This is a genomic window from Pseudomonas sp. LBUM1671 (genome assembly GCF_059695685.1).
On record NZ_CP166782.1, the window covers coordinates 5,870,515 to 5,896,186 of the forward strand.

Sequence of the window (25,672 nt, forward strand, 5' to 3'; positions counted from 1 at the left end):
GAATGTTGTTTTTGTTGTTCGAAGGCTTGAGTCGGTGGTCTAGGGTTGGCGGCTTCCCTCCTCACGCAACAGCGCCTGCAAGGTGTCGAGGCGAGCACCGTCGAAGGCAATCACGGTGCCCTGCTCGAACACCCGGCGCGCCAGCCCGGTCAGCACCGCACCAGGCGGCAGTTCGATCTGTAGACGCACGCCACGCTCGTAAGCGCTTTGCACGGTGCCGCGCCAATCCACCACGCGGCACATGTTGAAAGCCAGGTCGTTGCGCAAAGCTTCGATGTTGATGATCGGCCGGGCGCGGCTGCCGCTCAGGTAGCCCAATGTCGGTGTTTTCAGTTGCACGTTGGCGAAGGCTTCGGCCAGGGTTTTCGCCGGAGCTTCCAGCAGCGGGCAATGGGAAGGCACGCTGACGACCAGGCGTTTGGCCAATCCGGCACCGCGACCTTTCGCCAATTCGGCAACGGACTTCATAGCAGCATCGCTGCCGGCGATGACCACCTGATTATCAGCATTGATGTTGGCCAGATAAACCGGCGTATCGATGCTGTGAACCTGCGCCAGCAACCCTTCCACGGTCGACAGCTCCAGGCCGATGATCGCGGTCATGCCGTAGCCCTGTGGATAAGCTTGCTGCATCAACTCGCCACGCAGGCTGACCAGATGCAGCGCATCGCTGAAGCTCAGGGCGCCCGCCACCACCGCTGCCGGGTAGGCACCGATAGACAATCCCGCCACGTAATCCGGCGCCATTGATAACTGGCGTGAAGCCGCAACGCCGGCAATCAACAGGCACAGCTGAACGGCCCGTGTCGACGTCAACGCCTCGGCCGAATCCAGCAGCAAAGTGTCTTCGCCAAGCACTTCACTCGCCTCGATCACCGTTTCGCGAGGCAAACGATGGAGCATGCCCGGCTGCTGCGCGCCTTGCCCTGGGAACACCAGCAAACTGCTCACGCTGCTTGCTCCCACGGATCAATGACCAGGCAGGCCTCACGGGCGTTTTTCAGCAAAACCCGACGGGCAGGACCGGCCCATTCGCGCAGGGCGACGGCGCCGAACGGTGTTTGCAACTGCATGTCTACCTGGCACGCAGCCGTGTCCAGAATCTTCAGCAGCGCCTGCGCTTTCAGTCGATCCATTGGTTGCGGTGTGCGCAGGATCAAGTCGAGATCACTGCGCTCATGCAACGCTTGAACACCACTGGCCAGTTCAAACCCGGCACTGCCGCTGACACCCCACACCCAACCGCAACCATCGAGCATCGGCCGCAGTTGATCGAGGGCACGCAACGCCAATACATCCCGGTCGATAGAAACATGACAAAGCGCTTCCGGCCGTACCCGACGCGAAATCGAATCGATCGACATCACCGCTGCAAAGCGCTGCTCACGCAACCGCCCACGCACCCCGACCGCGATGTGATCCGGCGCACTCAGCGCACGCCGAACCACCACCGGCTGACCTGCGCGGATCGACTCGATCACCCACGCAGGCGCGTCCATCGGCAGCTTTTCTAGAGTCATGCCCCAGAGCAGGTCGTGGGCCAGAAAGGTATTCACCACTGCGCTCTCAGCAGTTCGCGAACCTTGCTCGATGCAGCGCGGTTGCTCGCACCCAATCGACCGCTCAGGTCTCGCCCCGTCGCGGCAACATCGCCGATTGCCTGATCCAGACATTCAGTCACTCGCGCCAAGTCGGCTGCGGTTGGCTGTTCAATCTGCTCGACCGACAAGGTTTCCCACAGCAATCCAAGGCTCGCGTAGCTGTCGATGTCATACGCCATCGGTGGCACGCTGGCAGCCAACGCTTCAAGCTCCTCGACGCTGCGCAACGTCACCCGCGCCGCCGACGCCTTGCCCATCGCATGCACCATCACGCCCGGATCACGCAGGGCAATCAAGCGATTGGCCTGATACCCGTGCGCCAGAAACGCCCCGGACATCGCCTTGCCCACCAGCAAACCGATCACCGCATGGCCGGCCAACCGCGCGCGGGCATAACTGTCTGCCGCGCCGGCCAAAGCCTGATGAATGCCGAGCGCTTCTTCGCGCCGACCGTAAGCCTGACTGGGCACATCGACGATGGCGATCAAGGCGCGCTTGTGCGGTTTATCCAGATCGGTTGCGATGACTTCGTCCACAGCCTTGGCCAGGCCCCAGCCCTCCAGCAGACCGACCTCGCCATTGCGGGCGCGGGCGAAACGGTTGTCGGGATCAGCCACCACGGCAATAAACCGAACTGGTTGATCACCCAACACACCATCAGCCACCTTTAAGGAAGCGGGCAAACCTTCGACCGGTTTCGCGCCAGCGCTCAAGGCGTTGAACCAGTTCAAACCTCTCAGGGAATACGTGCTCATGAGCGCTCTCCTTGATACAGATCGCGAACCACTGACGGTTCAATTTGCGGCTCGGCGTCCAGACGGGCCAGCCGTTGCAGGAACAGAACAGCCTGACGGCTGCGTTGTTGTTCCGGCAAACCTTGCTTGAGCAATTCGCCGACCTGCTGCTGAATCTGCGCCACATCATCGGCGACATAACGGTCCGCCAAACCACTGGCGAAACGCTGCTCGCCACCCGTCAGGCTCCAGATGAAAGGACGGTCGCGGGAGTCATATTCCTCAAGCCCCGCTTCCTGTTCGATCACTTGCGGGCCGTTCAAACCAAGCCGCGCTTCCTGAGTCACCAGCAAATAGCTGCACAACCCGGCGGCAATCGACATGCCGCCAAAGCAGCCGACGCTGCCGGCAACGACACCCACCACCGGCTGGTACTGGCGCAGATCGACAATCGCCGCATGAATATCAGCAATCGCTGCCAGCCCGAGGTTGGCTTCCTGCAAACGCACGCCGCCGGTTTCCAGCAGCAACACGGCGCGGGTCGGAATGCCGTTGCGGTTATCTTCGGCGGCCAGTTCCAGCGCGCCGGCCATTTTCGCCCCGCCGACTTCGCCAAGGCTGCCGCCCTGAAACGCGCCTTCGATGGCGGCGATGACCACCGGTAATCCACCGATGCTGCCCTTGGCGATCACCACGCCGTCATCGGATTGCGGCACCACGCTCTGGCGCAACAGCCACGGCGACATGACGCGTTGAAACGGGTCTAGCAGTTCGCGGAAGGTGCCAGGGTCGAGCAAGGCTTTCGCCCGTTGCCGGGCGCCGAGTTCGACGAAGCTGTGCTTGTGTAGGAGTTCTTTACTGTCAGTCATGACCGATCTCCTCAAAGCCTTGTTCCAGACGCAAACGCACCACGCCGGGTGTCGCGCCGAAATCATGGATATCGATGGCCATCGCTGGCGGAGTCTGGCCGTCGAACATCCGTGCAAACAGGTGCTGCCAGCGTTGTTGCGCGCCATTGACCGAGGTCTGCACCTTAATCGTCAGCGTGCCCGCCTGACCCGGTTCGATCAGCACTTCCAGATCGCCCGAACCGACACAGCCCACCAGCGTACGGCCCCGTGGCGGCTGCCCGGCGGGGAATTCAAAGGATAAGGTTTCCATCAGAAAGCTCCGGACTCGATGCGGTCGATAAACAGGCAGGCGGCGAGCAAATCCGCGGCACCACCGGGCGACGCATTCAATGCGATTAATTGTTCGTCCAGCTCGTGCAAACGGCGGCGACCAGCGAGGCTGGCGCTGCCACCGGCGTCGAGTACGGCCTGGGCACCGAGTTGCATGGTCTGCAGACCGTGTTCGCCAGCGCGGTAGAGCACGCAGGTGTCGGCCAGATCCGTCATGATCGCCAGCAAGGCATCGAGCCGGGCGTTCTGCTCACCATGGCCAAAGGCACGGCTGCGTTTGAGTTGCGGCAGTGCCCGTTGCTGCACCGACGGAAAGCCCAGTTGAGCTTCCTCACGGGCACCGCGCACGCCATAGCGTTGGGCGACTTGAGCGCCATGGCTGAGTGGACGTGGCGCGTAACGGTCACCAAGTAGCGCGAGGCGTGCTGCGCGCACAGCAATCGAACCTGCGGCACTGGATTCAGGTTCAAGCGCGCAGGCCGTGACCAACAGACCCAAGGCCCAGATCGCCCCGCGATGAGTGTTCACGCCGCCGGTGGTGGCGAGCATCGCTTGCTCCCCTTCCCGACCAATGCGCCCGACGGCTTCGCGCAGCGGCACGCCGACTTCGCCAAGCTCAATGGCCGCTTCCGCCATTTCCTTGAACGCAGGCCACAGGGACAGCGCCGAGGCGTGCATCAGCCCGAGGTGCAAATCGGTATGGGCGCCATTGCCACGACGGTCGACCAATGCCGGTTTCGGCGACAGGTCCGCTTCGTCGATCAGCGCGTCCACGGCCAGGTCCGCCAGCCGTTCAGCCAGGGAAAGCGTTTTCGGTTGCAGGTTGAATGCGTGCATTACCAGCTCCTGAACTTGGCGGGCGGGTTGTAGAGGCCACCGGACCACTCGACCAGATCCGCCACGCTTTTGGCGGCGAGCAATTCGCGGGTGGCGTCGGTGCGGCGAATGCCGAGGTCTTCGGGCAAGGCGATCAGGCCTTCGCGGCGCATGCGTGCGGTGTCTTTGGGGTTGTGGCGCAGGCCGATGGCGGTCACTCCGGCGACGGCGGCGATCATCGCCTGACGTTCTTCCAGCGAGCGGGCCTTGTACAGATAGGCGATGCCTTCTTCGGTCAGCAGGTGGGTGACGTCGTCGCCGTAGACCATGATCGGCGCCAGCGGCATGCCGCTTTTCTTCGCCACTTCTATTGCATCGAGGGTTTCGACGAAGGTCGGTTTTCCGCCTTCCTGGAAGGTCTCGACCATTTGCACCACGAGTTTTTTACCGCGTTCGAGCAAGGCTTCGGGCGCATCGTCGTGGCGCATGTCGAGCCAGGCCGGCGTACTGTGACGGCGACCGCGCGGGTCGTGGCCCATGTTCGGCGCGCCGCCGAAACCGGCAAGGCGTCCGCGGGTCACCGTGGAAGAATGGCCGTCGCCATCGACTTGCAGTGTGGCGCCGATGAACAGGTCCACCGCGTATTGCCCGGCGAGTTGGCAGAACATCCGGTTGGAGCGCAGAGAGCCGTCGCGCCCGGTGAAGAACACGTCCGGCCGTGCGGCGATGTAGTTTTCCATGCCCAGTTCGGTGCCGAAGCAATGCACGCTTTCGACCCAGCCGCTTTCAATCGCGGGGATCAAGGTCGGGTGCGGATTGAGTGTCCAGTTGCGGCAGATTTTGCCTTTGAGGCCAAGGGATTCGCCATAAGTCGGCAGGATCAGTTCGATGGCGGCGGTGTTGAAACCGATGCCGTGGTTCAGCGACTGGACGTTGTGTTTCTCGTAGATCCCGCGGATCGCCATCATCGCCATCAACACGTGCACAGGCTTGATGTGCCGTGGGTCGCGGGTGAACAACGGCTCGATGTAGAACGGCTTGTCCGCCACCACCACGAAATCCACCCAGGAGGCTGGGATGTCGACGCGCGGCAGGTCGCTGACATCGTCCACCAGTTGATTGACCTGGACGATGACGATGCCGTCGCTGAAGGCGGCCGGTTCGATCAATGCGGGGGTGTCTTCGGTGCTCGGGCCGGTGTAGATGTTGCCGGCGCGGTCGGCCATGAAACCGGCCGAGAGCACGACGTTGGGAATCAGGTCGACCACCAGCCGCGCATAGAGCTCGATGTAGGTGTGGATCGCGCCGATTTCCAGCAGGCCGTCTTCCAGCAACTGGCTGATGCGCAGGCTTTGGGTGCCGGCAAAGGAGAAGTCGAGCTTGCGGGCGATGCCGCGTTCAAACAGGTCCAGGTGCTCGGAGCGGCCGACGCTGGGCATGATCATGTGCAGGTCATGCAGCTTGGCGGGATCGGCCTTGGCCAGGGATCGGGAGAGAAAATCCGCCTGCTTCTGGTTATTGCCCTCCAGCACCACACGGTCGCCGGGCAGGATCAAGGCCTCCAGCGCTGCGACGATGTTGTCGGTGGGCAGCACCACACCGTCGGCCAGACCGCGCACAAGCTCGAGACGCCGCTGCTTTTCGCTGCGCCGCCGCGTCCATCGCGAGTCGGGGGATATTGTTGTTGTCATGACCACTCCACGGGTTCGCTGTCGTGGGAGTCACCTTAGGAGTGTTGGGTGGGGGGCATCAATCAAGCAGAGCGTTGGATCGTTACGGTCAGGGTAATGGTTTCCAGGGCCGACGCCATCGCGAGCAGGCTCGCTCCCACATTGGATCTGCGGCGCACACAAAACCCCTGTGGGAGCGAGCCTGCTCGCGATGGGGCCAGAATGGTCGCCGCAGTTTTCAATGAAGAATAATTACAGCCCCGCCATCTGCTGTTGCACACGAACTAGCAACTGCTCAGCACTTTCCAACAGCTGCGCCAACAACGCCGGATCTTCATCCATATAGCCTTCGTACTCCGCCAGGTTCCGTCGCTCATGGCACAGGGCGAACAACCGAACCGGTACTTTGCCGATATCAGCGGTATGAACCAGACACTGGAACACCAGATATCGCTTGTCCGAACGGTAACCACACAAGCGAAGAGCCGTCAGTGCAAGCGCGTGGGCAGCGTTGTAAGCCAGGTCGAATCGACTTGCGAAGGACAGCGAGCATGTTTGCGCATCTTTCAATCGATCCACAGCCGAACGCATCAGCCCTTCACATTCCTTGCGATCCGGCGGCTCGGCTTTCAGTCCACCGCTACGTAACAGGTTCTCCAGATTCTCGTTGCTGCCCATCCTTGGACTCCAAAGGGTTTTCCCCCATCAGGTTGATCTTGTCCTGCTGCGCTACCCGCACGACGAAGCTGTTTTCAGCCGTCAGTTTTGCGGCCCAGTCGTCGGGGGTGTAGAGCGTCGGATTGAGGACGCGGCCTGATTGCTCCTCCAGAGGCATAAGCCGTTCCATCACTTCACTGTAGTGCAGGCCTTCGCCGATCAGCATGAGATCAATGTCACTGGATGCGTTTGCCGAATCCTTGGCGATTGAACCGTACACAAATGCCCAGGTGATCTGTTCAGCAAAGGGTTGAAGCGCCTGACGCAGAGGCTCGGCAATGCCAAACGTTTTGCGGGCGATGCCCAACAGCTCGGCATAGATCGGGCACTGCGGATTGGCTTGATAGTGGGTCTGGTTGCCCTGGCGGCTCAGGGTCAACACGCCGGCCTGCTGCAACCGATCCAACTCGCGCATGAGGCTGCCTTTGCCCACTTGAGCCCAGCGGGCGATCTCGTTGGCGTAAAAACTTCGGTCGGGTTTGCCGAACAACAAGCCCAGCACTTTTTGCTGAGTGGTGGTGAACAGGGCTTCGCTGAGGGAAAGGTTTTTCACAGTGGCAACCGATGAGTCCCAAAAAGGGAACGATAGGTCCCTTTTTGGGAATCTTCAACCTTCGACGGCCGATTGGGGGTTTGTGTTTAAAAGTTTGTCCGCAGAAACGGTGAGAGGCTACGCGGTCTGGCGTCGCGGCCTACAGCAATGCCGGAAGCCGCTGACTGGTGGGGTTTTGCGCTGATCGTTATCGTTTATGGGTCGCTGCCAATTCAGCGACCGGGATTGGAAACCCCGAGGAGCAAACGGCATAAAAGCGCCACTCATGACGTATGCTTGCGCACTTTTAAAGTGTGCACTCCGTTATGGCGGCTGTGCGCGGGAGACCTTCGGGTCATCCGGGTTGCCGTTTCCCGGGTTTCCAGCCTGCGTACAGCTGCCACCCTTTCGATCGGAAACCGAAAGGGCCAGCTTCAAACCATAAGCGGAGATTCACAATGTTCAAAGCTACTCCCAACCCCCCGGAAACCGACACCGATCCCGAAGCAGTCCTCGAAGCCGAAAAACTCAAGGAAGCTGCCGACCGCGCCTTTGCCCATTACTTCCCCCCCGCCCACGAAAAACCGGGCAAGCGCCGCAAACACCCTCTCTTCACCGTCTCCCCCGACATAGACACAGAAGCCCTTCTGGCCAATGCCTCCGAAGACCTGCTGTCCATCAGCGCCATTGCGGCCGATCTGGCAGACGATGTGGAAGGATCACGCCGCTCGGTAGCCTTGGCGCTCAGTCGAATGGCCGATGGGGTGCAGTTGTTGGTGGAGCGGGCGCTGGATCATAACGAGGCGTTGCAGATGCAGAGGCGGGCTCAGGCCAAGGTTTAGTCGTCAGGTTTGAGGTGAATTGAAGGCCGCCATCGCGAGCAGGCTCGCTTGTATGTTTAGACTTGAAGGGGTGGGTGGGACTACAGACTCGATTCTGACTCTGACCAGTACAGACTGTGGGAGACTTCTCGTCCCGCCCCTTCTACCCAAAGCGCCGATAAGGAATTCATCGGTAAACCGACGATAGAGACAAGCCAGCGCAACGGTAGACCCCAACAAGCACTTAAACCCTAGCTCCGAGGATTCGTCATGACAATCCTTACTTCGCAGACGGTTGTTGGTATCGATATCGCCAAGGCCCAAATTGCTGTCTATCGCACCGACCTGCAAATCATTCAAGACATCAAGAACGATCGAACCGCCCTCAAGCGTTGGCTTAAAACCCTGCCTGCCCAAAGCGCTATCGCCGTTGAAGCCACCAACATCTACCACTTGGACACGGTAGAGCTGGCCCATGAGATGGGTCATCAGGTCTACGTGGTGGATGCTTATCGCGTGAGTCATTACCGCCGTGGCGTTGGCCAACGAGCCAAGAACGATCCCTGCGATGCGCGTTTGCTGGCGCGTTACCTGGAGAATGAACAAAGCAAACTGCGGGTCTGGAGCCCGCCACCCAAGGCCTACAGCTCGCTGAAAAGCCTGCTTCACAGACGTGCAACGCTGATCCAGAACCATGCTGGGCTGATGTTGAGTTGGGCCAATGAACCCTTGTTGAAGAAAGTGCAGGTCGCTCAGCAGAAGGCGTTCAAGCAAGCGGATCAGGCGATTCAGAAACTGCTGCGCAAGGTCAGCAAAGAGGCGGGAATTGAGGCGAATATTGATCGCTGCAAAGCCATCGAAGGCGTTGGGGAACTGACCGCAACCGGGTTGGCGACGACCTTTATGCGGGGCGATTTTGCGAACAGCGATGCGTTCATCGCATTCCTGGGAATGGACTTGGCAGTCGAAGACTCCGGCAAGAAGAATGGGCAGCGGTACCTGACCAAAAAAGGAGATCCGGAGGTTCGTCGTTTGGCGTACAACGCCGCAATGGCGGCGTGTCGCTCGCCTAAATGGAAGCCGTTTTACGAGGCATACCTGGCTAGAGGCTTCTCGAAAACCCAGGCCTTGGTTGCCTTGGCCCGAAAGCTCTGTCGAGTGGCATTTGCCCTGATGAAAAATCAGAGCGAATACCTGTCAGCCTGAGAATTCAGGGTTGCCGGGCAACATAGAATCTCCCACAGGTTTTGCGTACGCCGCAAATTCAATGTGGGAGCGAGCCTGCTCGCGATGGGGCCAGTCAGATCAACCCGGCATTCACAAGTAGTTCTTCCAGCGCCAGCAAGTCCGGCACCTTCGCCACTTGCTCCCCCACCTGCACCGCCGCCTGCTCCAGCGGACACAACGGCACATCCACGTAACTCAACTGACTGTCGAGCTTGTACGACCGCGGAATCCCCTGCACCAGCAACGCAATGAACTTCAACTCCGGCCGTCCACCCAGTGCATTGAGAATCACGATCCGCGCCCGCTCGCCGATGACGATTTTCTGGCCGCACGCCGACTCGAAACTGAGCAACGGAATCTGCCGGTCCCGCCACGTCACCAACCCCAGGTACCACGGCGGCGTGTCAAGATCGAACGCCCCCGGTTGATAGTCAATCAACTCCGCCACTGCCACATTGGGCAGGATCAGGTTGCGGTCGGCCAGGGGCAACAGCAGGCCGGTGAGATTGGAGGTACGGTGCTCAAGCATGGGTTTTGCTCCACAACGCGATGCTGTCGAGCAGCACCGATTCCTGGTACGGCTTGCCGAGGTAGTCGTTGACGCCGATGGCCATGGCGCGGTCGCGGTGTTTCTGGCCGGTGCGGGAGGTGATCATGATGATCGGCAGGTGCTGCAAACGTTCGTCGCTGCGCACTTGGGTCGCCACTTCGAAACCGTCCATGCGCGGCATTTCGATGTCCAGCAGCATCACGTCCGGCAGGTGATCTTCGAGCAGCAGCATGGCGTCGACACCGTCCTTGGCGGTCAGCACGTTCATGCCGTGGCGCTCCAACAGACGGCTGGTGACCTTGCGCACGGTGACCGAATCGTCGACCACCAGCACCAGCAGCGGTTTATGCGGCTCGACCTCAACGTCCTGTGTCGCTGGCTGTTGCGGCACACGGGCCTGCATGGCGCGGATCGGCGCGAGCAAATCGAGAATCAGCACCACCCGGCCATCGCCCAGAATCGTCGCCCCGGACAGCCCCTGCACCGCCGCAAACTGCGGGCCGAGGCTTTTGACCACGATCTCGCGTGTGCCGGCCATGGAATCAACTTGCACGGCGATATGCCGCTCGTTGCATTGCACCAGCAACACCGGCAGCGGCAGGCTCTGGCCCAACAGTTTCGGACGAGTGCTGGTTTTCAGCAGCTCGCCCAGATAACACAGTTCATAACGCTGCCCGGCGTATTCGTAAGTCGGCGGATCAAGCCGGTAATGCCCTTCGAGTTCATTGGGCAGCACGCGAACGATGCCATCGATGGTGTTCAGCGGGATCGCGTATTGATCCTCCAGGCACTGAACCATCAACGCTCGGTTGACCGACACGGTGAACGGCAGGCGGATCCGGAAGTGCACGCCCTGCCCCGGTATCGAGTCGATGACCATGGTGCCGCCGAGCTGCCGAACCTCTTCGTGAACCACGTCCATGCCCACGCCACGCCCGGAAATCTGGGTGATTTTCTCGGCGGTGGAGAACCCCGGTTGCAGGATGAATTGCAGCACGTCGCGGTCGCTGATATCGGCGTCCGGGGCCAGCAAGCCGCGTTTGATCGCCTTGCGTCGCACCGCCTCCAGCGGCACGCCTGCGCCGTCATCGCGGATGTCGAAAATGATGTCGCCGCCCTCGCGGGACAGGTCGAGGGTGATCCGCCCTTGAGCCGGTTTGCCCGCCGCGATACGCACCTCGGCCGATTCCAGGCCGTGGTCCACAGCGTTGCGCAGCATGTGTTCCAGCGGTGCCGCCATGCGTTCGAGGACGTTGCGGTCCATCTCGCCTTCGGCGTTGCCGACCACGAACTCGACGTCTTTGCCAAGCTCACCAGAGACCTGGCGGACGATGCGTTTCAGGCGCGGCAGCATGCGTTCGAACGGCACCATGCGCGTGCGCATCAGGCCTTCCTGCAATTCGGTATTGATGCGGCCCTGTTGTTGCAGCAGGTTTTCCGCGTCCTGATTGCGTCGGTCGAGGGTTTCCTTGAGGTCGAGCAGGTCGGAGGCGGATTCGAACAGCGCCCGCGACAGTTGCTGCAACTGCGAGTGACGGTCCATTTCCAGCGGATCGAATTCTTCGTAGCCCAGGCGTTCGGCGTCGACTTGCTGACGACTGAGTATCCGTCCCTGGGTTTCGGTATCGAGCCGGCGCAACTGGTCGCGCATGCGCTCGATGGTGGTTTCCATCTCGCTCAGGGCCACCTGCGCATCGTTGACCTGTTGCTCGATACGGCCACGGAAGATCGATGTTTCGCCGGCGAGGTTGACCAGATCGTCGAGCAGTTCAGCCGAGACCTTGACCATGTCGGCGCCCGCTTCGACTTGCGGCGCCGGGGTCTCGGGTTTCGGCGTGGCGGGCACCACCAGCGGCGTATCGGGAACGGATGGATGACTGAAATTCTTGATCGCGTCGATCAACCGATCGGCCGACGGCAACGGCTGAACGGCGCGGGTCGCGTCGAGCATTTGCGCCAGTCGGTCATGACTGCTTTGCAGCAGCGCGAACAGCGCCGGGGTCGGTTGCAGCACGCCCGCGGACAAGCCTTCGTAGAGAAATTCCAGCTCATGGGCGAGGTCGCCGATGGGGGCGATTTCCACCATCCGCGCGCCGCCCTTGAGCGTGTGCAGATCGCGCAACAGGGTTTCCACTTCCTGACGGTTCGACGGCTCGGCTTGCCAGCGCACAAGGGCCGCGCCGGAGTTTTCGATGATGTCGAAACCTTCCTCAAGGAAGATCTCCAGCAGCTCCGGGTCATGGCCCGGCGAGTCATTGGCCGGCGCGGGTTCTGCCGCTTCGGCGGTGTGGGTGTTGCCCTGACGGAACTCGCGAATCGCTTCGATCAGCTCGTTCGGGGCACCCAGGGTGTGCTGGTTCTGCAACTGCTCAAGCAGCACCGCGAGGCGGTCATGGCTTTGTTGCAGCAGCTGCGCCAGGGTTTCGCTGTGGCTGTAACGGCGATCCACCAGGCCTTCGTAAAGGCTTTCCAATTCATGAGCCAGGTCGCCGACCGGCTCGACCTCGGCCATCCGCGCCCCGCCCTTGAGGGTGTGTAAATCGCGCTGCAAGGATGACAACGGCGCGGCGTTGTCCGGGTCGCTCAGCCAGCGCTGCAAGGCCTGGCCGGCGCTCTCGAGAATATCCACTGCCTCTTCGAGGAAGATCGAAACGATCTCGTCATCGAGTTCGACCTGAGTCGCGGTCTGTTCCAGTTCGGCGGTGGCGCTGCCCAGTTCGCGGATGCTCAGGGTGCGGCTGCCGTCGCTGCGGATCAGGCCCATGGACGACGGATCCAGGCTTTCATCGAGCAAGCCACGCAACGCCCGGATGCGCTCCGGTTGTGGGCTGACTTCCTGACCGGCGGCCAGTTCGTCGAGCATGTTGATCAGCGCTTCGTGGGCGCTTTGCGCCTCGTGGAAAAAGCGGTCGCTGACCGCCAGGCTGCTCTCTTCCACCGCACCGTACAGGTCGAGCAACGCTTCGCAGAGTTCGTCCACCGGGTGCAGATCGGCGAGGTGCGCGCCTTCACCCAAAGTAGTCAATTCATCCAGCAACGCGCTGAGTTCCTGACGCTCGCCGGGGTGCTGCTGCCAGCGCTGCAACAGGCTTTCGGCGTCGAGCAGGATGTCCATGCCCTGGGCCAGGAAGTTGTTGATCAGCTGCGGATCACGCTTGATTCGCAGCGCGGTGTTCGGCGCTTTCAACAGCGCATCCAGACGCTCGGCGAGCAGCGTTTTGGTGCGCTCGATAAGTGAATCAGCATCCGGTATCTCGGCCAGCGGATCATCCTTGAGTTGCCGCAGTCCGAGACGGAACAGACCTTCGGCTTCCAGCAGCAGTTCGACTTCGTCGAGGTCGAGGGCGATCAGGTGCGCCTTGTATTCGCGGGCGAGTTGATCCAGCGGCGTCGCCAGCTCGGCGATCGGCAATACGCCGGCCATCGAGGCGCTGCCCTTCAAGGTGTGCAATGCGCGCTGCAACTCGTCACTGGCCTGCAGCGGCACATGCTCGGCGGCTTGGTCGAGGAAACGGTTGAGGCTGGCGAGATGGGTCTCGGCTTCTTTGCGGAAGATCTCCAGCAACAGCGGATCGAGGGCCGCGACGTCTTGGGTGTCTTCATCGCTGGCAGGTAAATCTCCCTTGGCGAGGGCATGGGCGCGCGCGGCCAGTTGATCGACCTGATTGCATTGGCGCTGGGCATTGGCGGCAAATTCAGCCACCAGATCCGGTAGCAGATCCAGTGCATCGCGGAGCAATTGTTGCACCGCCGCCCCCGGCGCAACGCTGTGCTCCAGCACGCGGTTGAGCAGGTTTTCCACGGCCCACGCCAGCTCGCCCAGCACCAGCGCACGGACCATCCGACCACTGCCTTTCAAGGTGTGGAACGCCCGGCGCAATTCAATCAACGCGGCTTTATCGTCCGGATTGGCCGTCCAGCGCGGCATGTATTCCCGGAGGATTTCCAGGACTTCATCGGTTTCTTCGAGGAAGACTTCCCGCAGCTCATCGTCCACCGGTTCTTCGCCGGCGGGCGGTGGCAACAGGCTGCCCGGTGTAGTCAGGGCCGGCGGATTGACCGAAGACACCGGGCTGGCCAAGACGTCGGCCAGCGACTGGACGGTATCCGGATCCTCAAGTGCCTGCAGGTCCTGCATCACTTGGGCTTCACTCGGGCTGAGCACATCCTCGAGCATCGGCACTTGCTGTTCGCTGGGGAAAAACCCGAGGGATGCCAGGCTTTTTTCCGCCACGTCGAGCAGTTGTTCGCCAGGTGCCTCGGGGTCGTCGCTCAGACGCTCCAGGTAATACTCGATGCTGGTGATGACGTCGGCCAGGTTGTCCAGTTCCTGCCAGCCGGGCTGGCCTGGATCGAGCAGCAGATGTTCGCGAATGAAGTGGTTGCAGGCTTCGATCAGGCTCGCCGCACGGCTCAACGGGATCATCGACAGCGCGCCGCGCACCTGGGTCAGCAAGGCCGGTAATGCCTGCAAATGCTGGCGATCCCAGTCGGCGTCGATGTAGTCGACGATCATGTCCTTGGCCTGTTGCAGGCAGATGCGCGCTTCCTTGATCACGATCTGGTGGATCTGCGTAAGGTCGGTGGTCGGCAGGTGGCTTTCTTCCTGGCTCTCCGGCTCCACGGTGCCGACCATGCCGGCCAGCGTCGCTTCGACGTAGAGCAAGGCCCCGGCGACGTCCATCAGGATCGCGTCGTTGGGTTCACGTTGGCCCTGGGCAAGACTCAGCACCACCGCCAGTTGATCGATGATGACTTTGCGCGGCTGGCCGAAACCCAGCACCGCCAGGGTGTCGGCGATTTGCCGCAACGGCGCCAACAGGGTCTCCAGGTCGGAGGTGTGCTGGCGGTCACTGCGCACAAACAGGTCGAGGCGTTCCTTGACCCGCACCAGCTCTTCACAGAGCGCGGCCAGCACCGAGCGCATGGCGTCACGGTCGGGACCGGCCAGGCGGGCGCGTTCTTCGTCCACCATTGCGCTGTCAGGCAGCGCGTCGTCCAGTGAGTAACGATCTTTCATGGTCAGCATCTGCCCGGTGGGATGTTCGGCCTTGGCAATGTAGAACAGCAAACTCTTGAGCAACTCTGGCGGTGCCGGCTGATTGATGCCGCGTATGCCTTGTTCGAGCAGGCGCTTGAGTTCTTTGTCGGCGTCCTTGAACAGACTGCGCAGCGCCGGGCTGTTGGCGATCGAGCCCCCGCGCATGCCTTCGACCAGCGCCGAGGCGACTTGCCACAACGGGCTCAGGGGTGCGTTGCCGCACAACCCTTCAAGGCGTGAAAAAACCTTGGTCAGGTAAACGAGGTTATTGTCGTCAAACTGCTCGCGCAGCAATCCGACCAACGCCATTTGCAGCATCTGCCGCAACTTGCGCAGCACATTGGGTAAATCCGCCGGTTCAAGCAGTGCCAGCGACGCTTCGTCCAGCGCCGGCAGGTCGGGCAGTTGCGGACTGAACAGGCTGGTTTCCGACAGCAGGGTTTCGCCCCGGGCACTGCGCAAGTCGTTGATCAGCGGCAGCACCACCAAGGGTAGGTCACGGCGTGCACCTTGCACCCGGTCGAGGTAAATCGGCAGTTGCCCGAGGGCTTGCAGCAACAGGTGAAGCGCCTCGTCGCGATGGCTGACGCGGTTCTGTTGCAAGGCGGTGGCCAGGTGTTCCATTTCTTCGGCGAGCAGGGCCGCGCCGTAGAATTCGACCATCTGCAAACTGCCGTGGACCTGATGGATGCACGCCAGGCAATCGCTCAGGGCGTGCGTCGCCTGGGGGTCATCAAGCAGGGTTTCGATCGCTTGATGAGCCACTTTCAGCGTTTCGGCAATCTCGCCTTTGACCCACTCGAGGGCCACATAGTCGTGCCGATCACCCATAACCACTCCAAATCACTGCTCTACTCAAAAAAACCGAACGCCTGCGGGCGCTTCACACTTTATCCGCTGCCTGCGCCTTGGCCGCCGGCAAGGTGAACCCGGACACCGAGCGCCGCAGCTGGCTGGCCATTTTCGCCAGGTTGCCGATGCTCTCGGCGGTGGCGGTCGAGCCCGATGACGTCTGCGTGGTGATCTGCTGGATCACGTTCATGGTCAGGGAAATCTGACCGGCCGAAGACGTCTGTTGCTGCGCGGCATTGGAAATACTCTGGATCAGCGCCGCCAGGGTCTTCGATACGCCTTCGATTTCTTCCAGGGCCACCCCGGCATCCTGCGCCAGACGCGCGCCGCGCACCACTTCGGTGGTGGTTTGTTCCATGGAAATCACGGCTTCGTTAGTGTCGGTCTGGATCGCCCGCACCAGGGTTTCGATCTGCCGGGTGGCGGCGGACGAACGCTCGGCCAGGCGTTGCACTTCGTCAGCCACCACCGCAAAACCGCGCCCGGCGTCACCGGCCATCGAAGCCTGAATCGCCGCGTTGAGCGCGAGGATGTTGGTCTGATCGGCAATGTCATCGATCAGGCTGACAATGTCGCCAATTTCCTGAGAAGACTCGCCCAGGCGCTTGATGCGCTTGGCGGTGTCCTGAATCTGCTCGCGAATGTTGTCCATGCCGTGGATGGTGTTGTGCACCACCTCGTTGCCCTTGTTGGCGATTTCCACCGAACGTTCCGCTACCGCCGAGGATTCGGCAGCGTTGGCCGAGACCTGGTCGATAGACTGCGCCATGTCGTTGATCGCGGTGGAGGCTTCGCTGATCTGTTGCGCCTGATGTTCCGAAGCTTGGGCCAGGTGCATGGCGGTGGCCTGGGTTTCCTGCACGGCGGCGGCAACCTGGCCGGCGGTGAGGTTGATGGTCGCCACCAGGTCGCGCAGTTGATCGACGGAATAGTTGATCGAGTCGGCGATGGTCCCGGTGAAGTCTTCAGTCACCGAGGCGGTCACGGTGAGGTCGCCGTCAGCGAGGTCTTCGATCTCGTCAAGCAGGCGCATGATCGCGTTCTGGTTGCGCTCATTCTTCTCGGCGGTTTCACGCAGCTGACGATTGGTTTCGCGCACCATCACCAGGCCTATGAGGATGATCGACATCAGCGCCAGCAGGCCCAGCACGTAGCCACCGATGGTGTCGGTGTCGCGTCCGCCAGCGAGGTTTTCAAAACCGGTGGCCAGGAGCGAGGCTTCGTCGAGCAGGGTCTGTGACAGGCTGAAAATGTTGGTCGCCGATTCGCGAACCTTGAACAGCTCCGGCGAGGTTTCGAGGATTTCATCCACCGAGCCGGAGACGAATTCGAACAGCTCGGAAATTTCGGTCAAGCGTGCGCGCGCGTCGCGGTCTTCGACCTGGCTGACTCGCAGCGAAGTATTGCCCTGGAGCATGCCGTTGAGCACCTGACCGAACCGCGCGGCGTCTCGACCAAACGCGTCGGCGGCCTGTTGCGAGTTTTCATCGCCGGACAGCACGGTGTTCACCGCGCCCAGGATGCGTTCGGCCAGCAGCGACTGACGCTGGGCCATGGCCACCTGAGCGGCCGGCGCGCCGCGCTGCAAAAGGATCTCGACGACTTTTTCGTATTCCACCTGCAACTGCGGCACGGTTTCGGCCAGGGTGGCGGCGACCTGATGCAGCGACAGCACGGTCTGCTCGCTGGAGAGGATCGCATCGGTGTTTTTCAGCAGGCGTTCCCAATCCAGCTGCACGGCGCGCATTTCCGGGCGCACGGCAGACGGTGCCGGCGGCAGGCCTGTGGCCGGGTCGCCCTTCTTCAGGTAACCCCAGCGCTGGGCGAAGTCGTTGCGCGCATCGCTCAGCAGCTTGAACGCCGCCGCTTTGCCGGCAGCGGCTTCGGTGGCGTTCTTGGCGATACGCTGGGACAGCACGCGCAGCTCGCCGGCGTGGCCAATGTACTGTTTGTCGTACGTGGCTTGTGTGTTGAGGTAAGCGAAGTTGGCGAACAGCAGCATGATGAAGATGATCAGCGCGATGAACAGCACGATGATCTGCGAGCGGCTGCGCGATCCTTCTGGCTTGCCTGTTTTTGTTTTTATCATCGGTCCTCGCCTGTACTGCCCAATTCAACGACGCCCTTGTAGGAGCGAGGCTTGCCCGCGAAGCAGGCGCTACGGTCTTACAGGAACACCGCGTTTTCGTTCTTCGCGGGCAAGCCTCGCTCCTACAGGATTGCGGCGTTGCCTTGATTACAACGCTACATGCATGAAGCTTTGCGACTGCGCCAGCGTAAACGGGCTGAATATTTGCCACGTCTGCTCACGCTGAAACCGGCCTTGGACGAACGCTGCGATCGGCCCGTGCAGATCGGCCAACGCCACCGGCTCCAGGCTGTCCTGGGCAAAGTGCTGCAAACCGAAGACTTCATCGACCATCAACCCGGCAAACACTTCGCCTTGCTCCACCACCAACACCCGACGCTGTTTGCGCAGGGTCGACTGCTCATGGCCGAAGAAACTGCACAAATCCATGATCGGCAGCAATCGCCCCCGCAGGTTGGCCACGCCCTTGACCCAGGGTTTGACGCCCGGCAATTGGGTGAAACGCGGTTCGTGCAGGACCTCGCTGACTTCGCCCATGGGCGCGACGTACCAGTGCTCGCCCAGGCGAAAACCGATGCCGCTCCAGCGATCCTGCCGGGTCGGCTGGGACGGCAGATCCGCCGCCAGCAGACGACAGCGCTGGTCGATCTGCAGCAGCAGTTCGAAAGCCGTCAGCGACTCGGTCATGGCCGCACGATCAACCGGCCAGCACGTTGTTCAGGGTTTTGATCAGGGTGTCTTCGTCGACCGGTTTGGTCAGGTAATCCTTCGCGCCCTGACGCGTGCCCCAGACCTTGTCGGTTTCCTGATCCTTGGTGGTGATGATGATCACCGGGATGTGGCCGGTGTCCGGGTCTTTGGTCAACTGGCGGGTCGCCTGGAAACCGTTGAGGCCGGGCATGACGATGTCCATCAGTACGGCGTCAGGTTTTTCCTGACGGGCAAGGGCCACGCCGTCGGCGCCGTTTTCGGCCTTCAACACTTCATGACCGTGCTTTTCCAGCATGCCGGTCAGTTTGTACATTTCAGTCGGCGAGTCATCGACGATCAGAATACGTGCCATGGTCTTCCCCATTCTTGTCGACGCCGGGCCCGCTGGCCGAGCGTCACTGTGCGTGTCCTACTGCGGCAAAACGGCGGCGAAACCCGGTACATGGGCCTGGATCGCGTTCAGCAGTTCTTCCTTGCTGAAAGGCTTGGTCAAAAACTGGTCGGAGCCGACGATTCGCCCCTTGGCCTTGTCGAACAGCCCGTCCTTGGACGACAGCATAATCACTGGCGTGGACTTGAACGCACTGTGGTTCTTGATCAACGCGCAGGTCTGATAGCCATCCAGGCGCGGCATCATGATGTCGACAAAAATGATGCCGGGGTGATTGTCGGCAATCTTGGCCAGGGCATCGAAACCGTCGATGGCCGTGATGACTTCACACCCCACGTTCTTCAACAGCGTTTCGGCGGTGCGGCGAATCGTCTTCGAATCGTCGATCACCATGACCTTCAAGGCGCTGGAATGCTGTTCCATAAATGCTCTGCCGTCGCCTTTGCGAATCAAATTGTCCATTTCCGATAACCGGAGGCTCGAAACCCTTGATGTTTAAGGGCCAGAACGATATGGCAGCCTTTTTAGCACAGTCTCCATAACCAATCTATCGGCCGACCTTCGCGGTGGTTTTTCCTTGACCGGGAACACAGCGGGAGCCAATCTGACGCCACTTTTTCGTGTCCATCCGGACCACCCAAATTCGAGGAAAAACCCATGAGCGTTCGCGTCGGGATTGTCATGGATCCTATTGCCAGCATTTCCTATAAAAAGGATAGCTCGCTGGCCATGCTGCTGGCCGCACAGAAGCGCGGCTGGGAACTGTTCTATATGGAACAGAGCGATTTGTACCAGGCCGAAGGCGAAGCCCGGGCGCGGATGCGTCCGCTGAAAGTGTTTGCCAACCCGGAAAAATGGTTTGAACTGGAAGCCGAGACCGACGCGCTGCTGAGCGATCTGGACGTGATCCTGATGCGCAAGGATCCGCCGTTCGACATGGAGTTCGTCTACTCCACGTATCTGCTGGAACAAGCCGAGCGCGCTGGCGTGCTGGTGGTCAACAAACCGCAGAGTCTGCGCGACTGCAACGAAAAGCTGTTCGCCACCCTCTTCCCGCAGTGCACGCCGCCGACCATCGTCAGCCGTCGCCCGGACGTGCTGCGCGAGTTCGCCGATCACCACGGTGACGTGATCCTCAAGCCGCTGGACGGCATGGGCGGTTCGTCGATCTTCCGTCACACCGCCGGCCACCCGAACCTGTCGGTGATTCTCGAAACCCTGACCTTGCACGGCAAGCAGCAGATCATGATCCAGGGTTACCTGCCGGCGATCGTCGATGGCGACAAACGCATCCTGATGATCGACGGCGAGCCGGTGGATTACTGCCTGGCGCGGATCCCGGCTGCCGGTGAAACCCGTGGCAACCTTGCGGCCGGTGGTCGTGGCGAAGCCCGTCCGCTAACCGACAAGGATCGCTGGATCGCCGCCCAGGTCGGCCCGACCCTGCGTGAGAAAGGCTTGCTGTTCGTAGGCCTGGACGTGATCGGCGAGCATCTGACGGAAATCAACGTCACCAGCCCGACCTGCATTCGCGAGATTGATAATGCGTTCGGCACCGACATCGGCGGGATGCTGATGGATGCCATCGATCAGAAGCTAAAGGCTCGTTGATATAGAACAGCCAAGAAACGACCAACATTGCGTTATCATCCGCGGCCTGTGAAAAACGCGATGTTGGTTTTTTGTCATGACGCTCCCGTCCGATCTACCCGCTGAACTCGCCCATCGTGGCGTGCGCCCGGCCGATCGCCTCGGATTTACCCTGTTTCTCGCGGCGTTGATTCACCTGGCCTTGCTGTTGGGCGTCGGGTTCACGATGGTCGAACCCAAGCAAATCAGCAAAACCCTGGAAATCACCCTCGCCACCTTCAAGAGCGAAAAGAAGCCGACGAAGGCTGACTTTCTCGCCCAGGAAAATCAGGAAGGCAGCGGCACCCTGGATAAAAAGGCGATTCCCAAGACCACCGAGGTCGCGCCCTTCCAGGACAACAAGGTGCAGAAAGTCACGCCACCGCCGGCCGCCAAGCCGCCAGTGCCGGAAGCCGCGCCCAAGGCTGCCGTGACCACCGTTGCGCCGAAGCCGAAAAAAGCCCCGGCCAAGAACGAAGAGGTCAAGCCACTCACCAAACCTGCCGTGGCGGCACCGACGTTCGACACTGAACAGCTGTCCAGCGACATCGCCAGCCTGGAAGCGGAACTGGCCAACGAACAACAGCTGTACGCCAAGCGCCCGCGCATCCACCGCCTGAGCGCTGCTTCCACCATGCGCGACAAAGGTGCCTGGTATAAGGATGAGTGGCGCAAGAAGGTCGAGCGCATCGGCAACCTGAATTACCCCGACGAAGCGCGACGCAAGCAGATCTACGGCAATTTGCGATTGATGGTCTCGATCAACCGCGATGGCTCGCTGTATGAAGTATTGGTGCTGGAATCGTCCGGGCAACCGCTGCTGGACCAGGCGGCGCAGCGCATTGTGCGACTGGCGGCACCGTTTTCACCGTTTACCGGGGATTTGTCGGACATTGACCGGCTGGAAATCATCCGCACCTGGAAATTCGCCCGCGGGGACAGACTCTCCAGTAATTGATCGATTGATTTGTGGTGATTGAGCCGACGCCTTCGCGGGCAAGCCTCGCTCCTACAGGTTTTGTATGTTTCGCGACAATGGCACATGACCTGTAGGAGCGAGGCTTGCCCGCGAAGAGGCCCTCAAGCAAAACCCGGATCAAAAGAACACCCGCCCAGGCAATTCCTGTGCATCCCCAGCTTGTCAGTTCGCCCCTCCAACGCCACACTAGCGCTCATGAAGAACGTCAGCCCCAGCTACCTCAAGCATCACTTCCTGATCGCCATGCCTCACATGGCCGACCCGAACTTTGCGCACACCTTGACCTACATCGTCGAGCACACGGCCAATGGTGCCATGGGGCTGGTGGTCAACCGCCCGCAAGACCTGAATCTGGCCGATATCCTCGAGCAATTGCGCCCCGATATTGAACCACCCGTGCTCTGCCAGCATGTGCCGATCTTTATCGGCGGCCCGGTGCAAACCGATCGCGGCTTTGTCCTGCACCCCTCGGGCAAAACCTTCCAGGCAACCGTTGATCTGGAAGGCGAGCTTTCCTTGTCCACCTCCCAGGATGTGCTGTTCGCCATCGCTGACGGCGTCGGCCCGGCCAAAAGTGTGATCGCCCTCGGTTATGCCGGCTGGGAAGCCGGGCAGCTCGAAGCCGAACTGGCGCAGAACGCCTGGCTCACCTGCCCGTTCGACGCCGATATCCTGTTCAACATCAGCAGCGAACTGCGCCTGGAAGCGGCGGCCAAGCACCTCGGGGTCAATCTCAGCCTGCTGACCAGCCAGGCGGGCCACGCCTGATGGCCCTGCGACTGATTCTGGGTTTTGACTACGGCACCAAACAGATCGGCGTTGCGGTCGGCCAGGTAATTACCGGCCAGGCCCGCGAGCTGTGTACCTTGAAGGCACAAAACGGTATTCCCGACTGGAATCAGGTCGAAGCCCTCATTAAAGAGTGGAAACCCGACGCTGTAGTCGTCGGCCTGCCGCTGAACATGGACGGCACGCCAAGCGACATGTGCCTGCGCGCAGAGAAATTCGCCCGTCGCCTCAATGGCCGCTACAACCTGCCCTTCTATACCCACGACGAACGCCTGACCACCTTCGAAGCCAAGGGTGAACGGCGTGATCGTGGCGGACAAAAGGGCAGCTATCGCGACAACCCGGTCGACGCCATCGCCGCCGCCCTGCTGCTGCAAGGCTGGCTCGACGAAAACACCGCACTGTTCGAATCCTGAAGAGCCGTCACAGCGTCTCTCTTAGCTACAACCCGAGCCAAACCCCGCAGCCTTACTCAAAGGCAGGGCTCGGGCCCAAGAAGGAGCAACCATGAGCCTGCCCAATCCCGCCGAACTGATCAGCCAGATGGCGATCCGTCTCAAGGCACACCTGGAACACCGTGGCATCAGCGAACCGCGCTACATCGGTATTCGTACCGGCGGCGTCTGGGTCGCCCAGGCGTTGCTCGAAGAACTGGGCAGCGATTCGCCCCTCGGCACCCTGGACGTGTCCTTCTACCGCGACGATTTCAGCCAGAACGGCCTGCACCCGCAAGTGCGCCCGTCCGCCCTGCCGTTCGAAATCGAAGGCCAGCATCTGGTGCTGATCGACGACGTGCTGATGAGCGGTCGGACCATCCGCGCCGCCATGAACGAGCTGTTCGACTACGGCCGCCCGGCCAGCGTGACACTGGTGTGCCTGCTGGATCTGGATGCCGGTGAGCTGCCGATCCGCCCGAACGTGGTCGGCGCGACGCTGGAACTGGCCGCTCACGAGCGCGTGAAGCTGTCCGGCCCGGAGCTCAAGCTCGAACTGCAAGACCTCGCCCTTTAATTCGCCCTATTGAGAGTCCCCCTCGCGATGACGCCTCTAGAAACCAAGCGCCCGCTGCAGCTCAATGATCAGGGCCAGCTGCGACACTTCCTCTCGCTCGACGGTTTGCGCCGCGAGTTGCTGACGGAAATCCTCGACACCGCCGACTCGTTCCTCGAAGTCGGCGCCCGGGCGGTGAAGAAAGTCCCGTTGCTGCGCGGCAAGACCGTGTGCAACGTGTTCTTCGAGAACTCCACCCGCACCCGCACCACCTTCGAACTGGCGGCCCAGCGTCTGTCGGCCGACGTGATCACGTTGAACGTGTCGACATCGTCGGCGAGCAAGGGCGAAACCCTGCTCGACACCCTGCGCAACCTGGAGGCCATGGCCGCCGACATGTTCGTCGTGCGCCACGGTGATTCCGGCGCGGCACACTTCATCGCCGAACATGTCTGCCCGCAAGTGGCGATCATCAACGGTGGCGACGGCCGTCACGCGCACCCGACCCAAGGCATGCTCGACATGCTGACGATCCGTCGGCACAAGGGCGGTTTCGAAAACCTCTCGGTGGCCATCGTCGGCGACATCCTGCACTCGCGGGTCGCGCGGTCGAACATGCTCGCGCTGAAAACCCTCGGCTGCCCGGACATCCGCGTCATCGCGCCGAAAACCCTGCTGCCGATCGGCATCGAGCAATACGGTGTGAAGGTTTACACCGACATGACCGAAGGCCTGAAAGACGTCGACGTGGTGATCATGCTGCGCCTGCAACGTGAACGCATGACTGGCGGCCTGCTACCGAGCGAAGGTGAGTTCTACCGCCTGTTCGGCCTGACCACCGCGCGCCTCGCCGGGGCCAAGCCGGATTGCATCGTCATGCACCCAGGACCGATCAACCGCGGGGTAGAGATTGAGTCGGCGGTGGCCGACGGTCCGCACTCGGTGATCCTCAACCAGGTCACCTACGGCATCGCGATTCGTATGGCCGTGTTGTCCATGGCCATGAGCGGGCAGACTGCCCAGCGCCAATTCGAGCAGGAGAACGCCCAGTGAAGCTCAGCATTCTCGGCGCCCGCGTCATCGATCCAGCCACGGGCCTGGATAAAGTGACCGACATTCATATTGAAGCCTGCAAGATCGTCGCTTTGGGCGCCGCGCCAGCCGGTTTTGTGCCCGTCGACACCCTCGACGCCAAAGGCCTGGTGGCCGCCCCTGGCCTGGTTGACCTGAACGTCGCCCTGCGCGAGCCGGGCTACAGCCGCAAAGGCTCGATCGTCAGCGAAACCCGCGCCGCTGCAGCCGGTGGCGTGACCAGCCTGTGCTGCCCGCCAAAAACCAAGCCGGTGCTCGACACCTCGGCTGTGGCCGAACTGATCCTCGACCGCGCCCGCGAGGCCGGCAACACCAAGGTTTTCCCGATCGGCGCCCTGAGCAAAGGCCTGGACGGCGAACAGCTGGCGGAACTGGTCGCCTTGCGCGATGCCGGTTGCGTGGCGTTCGGCAACGGCCTGGAGAGCTTCCGCAATACCCGCACGCTGTGCCGGGCGCTGGAATACGCGGCGACCTTCGACCTGACGGTAATTTTCAATTCGCAGGACCATGACCTGGCTGAAGGTGGTTTGGCCCACGAAGGCCCGACTGCCAGTTTCCTCGGCTTGCCGGGCATTCCGGAAACCGCTGAAACAGTGGCGTTGGCCCGGGATCTGCTGCTGGTTGAGCAAAGCGGCGTGCGTGCACACTTCAGCCAGCTCACCAGCGCGCGCGGCGTGGCCCTGATCGCTCAGGCTCAGGCTCGTGGCTTGCCGGTGACCGCCGATGTGGCGCTGTATCAGCTGATCCTGACCGACGAAGCGCTGATCGACTTCAGCAGCCTATACCACGTCCAGCCGCCGCTGCGCACCCGCGCCGACCGCGATGGCTTGCGTGCCGCAGTGAAGTCAGGCGTGGTTTCGGCCATCTCCAGCCATCACCAGCCGCACGAACGCGACGCCAAACTGGCACCGTTTGGCGCGACCGAGCCGGGTATCAGCAGTGTTGAACTGCTGCTGCCGCTGGCGATGACGCTGGTGGAGGATGGGTTGCTGGATCTGCCGACGTTGTTGGCGCGCTTGAGCACCGGGCCTGCCGAGGCGTTGCGCCTGCCGGCGGGTAAGTTAGCCGTGGGCGGACCGGCCGATATCGTGCTGTTTGATCCGGCGGCTTCGACCGTGGCCGGTGAGACCTGGTTGTCCAAGGGCGAGAACTGCCCGTTTATTGGGCATACCCTTCCGGGCGTCGTGCGCTACACCCTGGTGGATGGGCGCATTAGCCACCAGGCTTAACACTGAGTTGTCCCAATCGCTAGCAGGGCTA

24 protein-coding genes are annotated in these 25,672 nt (G+C 61.4%); 9 read left to right on the top strand and 15 right to left on the bottom strand.

All coding sequences use genetic code 11. The annotated features are described in order from the left end of the window. Positions 1–39 precede the first annotated feature (39 nt). The 9 genes from mdcH to ACA060_RS27200 form a co-directional block, all read right to left on the bottom strand. Positions 40–951 carry a malonate decarboxylase subunit epsilon gene (mdcH, locus tag ACA060_RS27160; protein ID WP_497314246.1) on the bottom strand — a complete coding sequence of 304 codons (912 nt, stop codon included), beginning with the start codon at positions 949–951 and terminating at the stop codon, positions 40–42. Further along, entirely contained in the window at positions 948–1,559 is a 612-nt protein-coding gene (locus ACA060_RS27165; protein ID WP_497314248.1) for a malonate decarboxylase holo-ACP synthase, read from the bottom strand. Before ACA060_RS27165 ends, mdcH begins: the two co-directional genes overlap by 4 nt. Further along, entirely contained in the window at positions 1,553–2,356 is an 804-nt protein-coding gene (gene mdcE, locus ACA060_RS27170; protein ID WP_497314250.1) for a biotin-independent malonate decarboxylase subunit gamma, read from the bottom strand. Before mdcE ends, ACA060_RS27165 begins: the two co-directional genes overlap by 7 nt. Continuing rightward, complete coding sequence (locus ACA060_RS27175) at positions 2,353–3,204, bottom strand: biotin-independent malonate decarboxylase subunit beta (RefSeq protein WP_497314252.1); 852 nt, start codon at positions 3,202–3,204, stop codon at positions 2,353–2,355. The genes mdcE and ACA060_RS27175 overlap by 4 nt, the downstream gene beginning before the upstream one ends. Beyond that, the gene (locus ACA060_RS27180) at positions 3,197–3,496 is read right to left on the bottom strand and encodes a malonate decarboxylase subunit delta (protein WP_109635561.1); all 300 of its coding nucleotides are present in this window, start codon (positions 3,494–3,496) and stop codon (positions 3,197–3,199) included. The genes ACA060_RS27175 and ACA060_RS27180 overlap by 8 nt, the downstream gene beginning before the upstream one ends. Continuing rightward, complete coding sequence (locus ACA060_RS27185; protein ID WP_497314254.1) at positions 3,496–4,353, bottom strand: triphosphoribosyl-dephospho-CoA synthase; 858 nt, start codon at positions 4,351–4,353, stop codon at positions 3,496–3,498. Before ACA060_RS27185 ends, ACA060_RS27180 begins: the two co-directional genes overlap by 1 nt. Next, positions 4,353–6,023, bottom strand: coding sequence for a malonate decarboxylase subunit alpha (mdcA, locus tag ACA060_RS27190; RefSeq protein ID WP_010466882.1), 1,671 nt, complete (start codon positions 6,021–6,023; stop codon positions 4,353–4,355). The genes ACA060_RS27185 and mdcA overlap by 1 nt, the downstream gene beginning before the upstream one ends. A 231-nt stretch (positions 6,024–6,254) precedes the next feature. Then, on the bottom strand, positions 6,255–6,680 hold the full coding sequence (locus tag ACA060_RS27195; RefSeq protein ID WP_497314256.1) for a hypothetical protein: 426 nt from the start codon (positions 6,678–6,680) through the stop codon (positions 6,255–6,257). Then, positions 6,643–7,272 carry a transcriptional regulator gene (locus tag ACA060_RS27200; RefSeq protein WP_497314258.1) on the bottom strand — a complete coding sequence of 210 codons (630 nt, stop codon included), beginning with the start codon at positions 7,270–7,272 and terminating at the stop codon, positions 6,643–6,645. Before ACA060_RS27200 ends, ACA060_RS27195 begins: the two co-directional genes overlap by 38 nt. Positions 7,273–7,709: 437 nt before the next feature. Here ACA060_RS27200 and ACA060_RS27205 point away from each other — a divergent pair, with 437 nt between their 5' ends. Together ACA060_RS27205 and ACA060_RS27210 are read left to right on the top strand one after the other, a co-directional pair. Continuing rightward, the gene (locus ACA060_RS27205) at positions 7,710–8,093 is read left to right on the top strand and encodes a DUF6124 family protein (protein WP_497314260.1); all 384 of its coding nucleotides are present in this window, start codon (positions 7,710–7,712) and stop codon (positions 8,091–8,093) included. 249 nt (positions 8,094–8,342) lie between these two features. Next, the gene (locus ACA060_RS27210) at positions 8,343–9,278 is read left to right on the top strand and encodes an IS110 family transposase (RefSeq protein WP_497312732.1); all 936 of its coding nucleotides are present in this window, start codon (positions 8,343–8,345) and stop codon (positions 9,276–9,278) included. A 94-nt stretch (positions 9,279–9,372) separates the two neighbouring features. On the opposite strand, the gene ACA060_RS27215 is transcribed toward ACA060_RS27210, so the two are convergent. The 6 genes from ACA060_RS27215 to pilG all read right to left on the bottom strand — a co-directional run bounded on the left by ACA060_RS27215 (position 9,373) and on the right by pilG (position 19,356). Next, positions 9,373–9,828: a chemotaxis protein CheW gene (locus ACA060_RS27215; RefSeq protein WP_497314261.1), complete on the bottom strand. Its 456-nt coding sequence runs from the start codon at positions 9,826–9,828 to the stop codon at positions 9,373–9,375. Next, complete coding sequence (locus ACA060_RS27220; protein WP_497314263.1) at positions 9,821–15,721, bottom strand: Hpt domain-containing protein; 5,901 nt, start codon at positions 15,719–15,721, stop codon at positions 9,821–9,823. The genes ACA060_RS27215 and ACA060_RS27220 overlap by 8 nt, the downstream gene beginning before the upstream one ends. A gap of 52 nt (positions 15,722–15,773) precedes the next feature. Beyond that, positions 15,774–17,831 (bottom strand): methyl-accepting chemotaxis protein, encoded by a 2,058-nt coding sequence (locus ACA060_RS27225; RefSeq protein ID WP_109635575.1) that lies wholly within the window; start codon positions 17,829–17,831, stop codon positions 15,774–15,776. Positions 17,832–17,978: 147 nt separating this feature from the next. Further along, positions 17,979–18,518 (bottom strand): chemotaxis protein CheW, encoded by a 540-nt coding sequence (locus tag ACA060_RS27230; protein WP_497314265.1) that lies wholly within the window; start codon positions 18,516–18,518, stop codon positions 17,979–17,981. A gap of 10 nt (positions 18,519–18,528) precedes the next feature. After that, positions 18,529–18,894 carry a twitching motility response regulator PilH gene (gene pilH / locus ACA060_RS27235; RefSeq protein ID WP_109635579.1) on the bottom strand — a complete coding sequence of 122 codons (366 nt, stop codon included), beginning with the start codon at positions 18,892–18,894 and terminating at the stop codon, positions 18,529–18,531. Between the two features lie 57 nt (positions 18,895–18,951). Continuing rightward, positions 18,952–19,356 (bottom strand): twitching motility response regulator PilG, encoded by a 405-nt coding sequence (pilG, locus tag ACA060_RS27240; RefSeq protein ID WP_010466861.1) that lies wholly within the window; start codon positions 19,354–19,356, stop codon positions 18,952–18,954. Between the two features lie 234 nt (positions 19,357–19,590). Between pilG and gshB the strand changes: the two genes are divergently transcribed. The 7 genes from gshB to ACA060_RS27275 all read left to right on the top strand — a co-directional run bounded on the left by gshB (position 19,591) and on the right by ACA060_RS27275 (position 25,641). Next, the gene (gshB, locus tag ACA060_RS27245; RefSeq protein ID WP_109635581.1) at positions 19,591–20,544 is read left to right on the top strand and encodes a glutathione synthase; all 954 of its coding nucleotides are present in this window, start codon (positions 19,591–19,593) and stop codon (positions 20,542–20,544) included. 76 nt (positions 20,545–20,620) lie between these two features. Further along, positions 20,621–21,520, top strand: coding sequence for an energy transducer TonB (locus ACA060_RS27250; RefSeq protein WP_109635582.1), 900 nt, complete (start codon positions 20,621–20,623; stop codon positions 21,518–21,520). Between the two features lie 216 nt (positions 21,521–21,736). Beyond that, positions 21,737–22,309, top strand: a complete 573-nt coding sequence (locus ACA060_RS27255; protein ID WP_497314268.1) for a YqgE/AlgH family protein — start codon at positions 21,737–21,739, stop codon at positions 22,307–22,309. Continuing rightward, on the top strand, positions 22,309–22,746 hold the full coding sequence (gene ruvX / locus ACA060_RS27260) for a Holliday junction resolvase RuvX (RefSeq protein ID WP_005792259.1): 438 nt from the start codon (positions 22,309–22,311) through the stop codon (positions 22,744–22,746). Before ACA060_RS27255 ends, ruvX begins: the two co-directional genes overlap by 1 nt. Positions 22,747–22,837: 91 nt before the next feature. Beyond that, positions 22,838–23,341: a bifunctional pyr operon transcriptional regulator/uracil phosphoribosyltransferase PyrR gene (gene pyrR / locus ACA060_RS27265; RefSeq protein WP_462029647.1), complete on the top strand. Its 504-nt coding sequence runs from the start codon at positions 22,838–22,840 to the stop codon at positions 23,339–23,341. 27 nt (positions 23,342–23,368) lie between these two features. Beyond that, on the top strand, positions 23,369–24,373 hold the full coding sequence (locus tag ACA060_RS27270; RefSeq protein WP_007897943.1) for an aspartate carbamoyltransferase catalytic subunit: 1,005 nt from the start codon (positions 23,369–23,371) through the stop codon (positions 24,371–24,373). Beyond that, complete coding sequence (locus ACA060_RS27275; protein ID WP_497314270.1) at positions 24,370–25,641, top strand: dihydroorotase; 1,272 nt, start codon at positions 24,370–24,372, stop codon at positions 25,639–25,641. Before ACA060_RS27270 ends, ACA060_RS27275 begins: the two co-directional genes overlap by 4 nt. Positions 25,642–25,672: the final 31 nt, after the last annotated feature.

Excerpts from the sequence above, each read along its gene's own strand:
- ACA060_RS27230 (WP_497314265.1), bottom strand. The coding sequence starts at position 18,518 with ATGACCGAGTCGCTGACGGCTTTCGAACTGCTGCTGCAGATCGACCAG.
- ACA060_RS27215 (WP_497314261.1), bottom strand. The coding sequence starts at position 9,828 with ATGCTTGAGCACCGTACCTCCAATCTCACCGGCCTGCTGTTGCCCCTG.
- ACA060_RS27180 (WP_109635561.1), bottom strand. The coding sequence starts at position 3,496 with ATGGAAACCTTATCCTTTGAATTCCCCGCCGGGCAGCCGCCACGGGGC.
- gshB (WP_109635581.1), top strand. The coding sequence starts at position 19,591 with ATGAGCGTTCGCGTCGGGATTGTCATGGATCCTATTGCCAGCATTTCC.
- ACA060_RS27185 (WP_497314254.1), bottom strand. The coding sequence starts at position 4,353 with ATGCACGCATTCAACCTGCAACCGAAAACGCTTTCCCTGGCTGAACGG.
- ACA060_RS27205 (WP_497314260.1), top strand. The coding sequence starts at position 7,710 with ATGTTCAAAGCTACTCCCAACCCCCCGGAAACCGACACCGATCCCGAA.
- ACA060_RS27220 (WP_497314263.1), bottom strand. The coding sequence starts at position 15,721 with ATGGGTGATCGGCACGACTATGTGGCCCTCGAGTGGGTCAAAGGCGAG.
- ACA060_RS27225 (WP_109635575.1), bottom strand. The coding sequence starts at position 17,831 with ATGATAAAAACAAAAACAGGCAAGCCAGAAGGATCGCGCAGCCGCTCG.
- ACA060_RS27175 (WP_497314252.1), bottom strand. The coding sequence starts at position 3,204 with ATGACTGACAGTAAAGAACTCCTACACAAGCACAGCTTCGTCGAACTC.
- ACA060_RS27255 (WP_497314268.1), top strand. The coding sequence starts at position 21,737 with ATGAAGAACGTCAGCCCCAGCTACCTCAAGCATCACTTCCTGATCGCC.
- ACA060_RS27270 (WP_007897943.1), top strand. The coding sequence starts at position 23,369 with ATGACGCCTCTAGAAACCAAGCGCCCGCTGCAGCTCAATGATCAGGGC.
- mdcA (WP_010466882.1), bottom strand. The coding sequence starts at position 6,023 with ATGACAACAACAATATCCCCCGACTCGCGATGGACGCGGCGGCGCAGC.
- pyrR (WP_462029647.1), top strand. The coding sequence starts at position 22,838 with ATGAGCCTGCCCAATCCCGCCGAACTGATCAGCCAGATGGCGATCCGT.
- ruvX (WP_005792259.1), top strand. The coding sequence starts at position 22,309 with ATGGCCCTGCGACTGATTCTGGGTTTTGACTACGGCACCAAACAGATC.
- ACA060_RS27195 (WP_497314256.1), bottom strand. The coding sequence starts at position 6,680 with ATGGGCAGCAACGAGAATCTGGAGAACCTGTTACGTAGCGGTGGACTG.
- ACA060_RS27250 (WP_109635582.1), top strand. The coding sequence starts at position 20,621 with ATGACGCTCCCGTCCGATCTACCCGCTGAACTCGCCCATCGTGGCGTG.
- pilH (WP_109635579.1), bottom strand. The coding sequence starts at position 18,894 with ATGGCACGTATTCTGATCGTCGATGACTCGCCGACTGAAATGTACAAA.
- mdcE (WP_497314250.1), bottom strand. The coding sequence starts at position 2,356 with ATGAGCACGTATTCCCTGAGAGGTTTGAACTGGTTCAACGCCTTGAGC.
- ACA060_RS27210 (WP_497312732.1), top strand. The coding sequence starts at position 8,343 with ATGACAATCCTTACTTCGCAGACGGTTGTTGGTATCGATATCGCCAAG.
- pilG (WP_010466861.1), bottom strand. The coding sequence starts at position 19,356 with ATGGAACAGCATTCCAGCGCCTTGAAGGTCATGGTGATCGACGATTCG.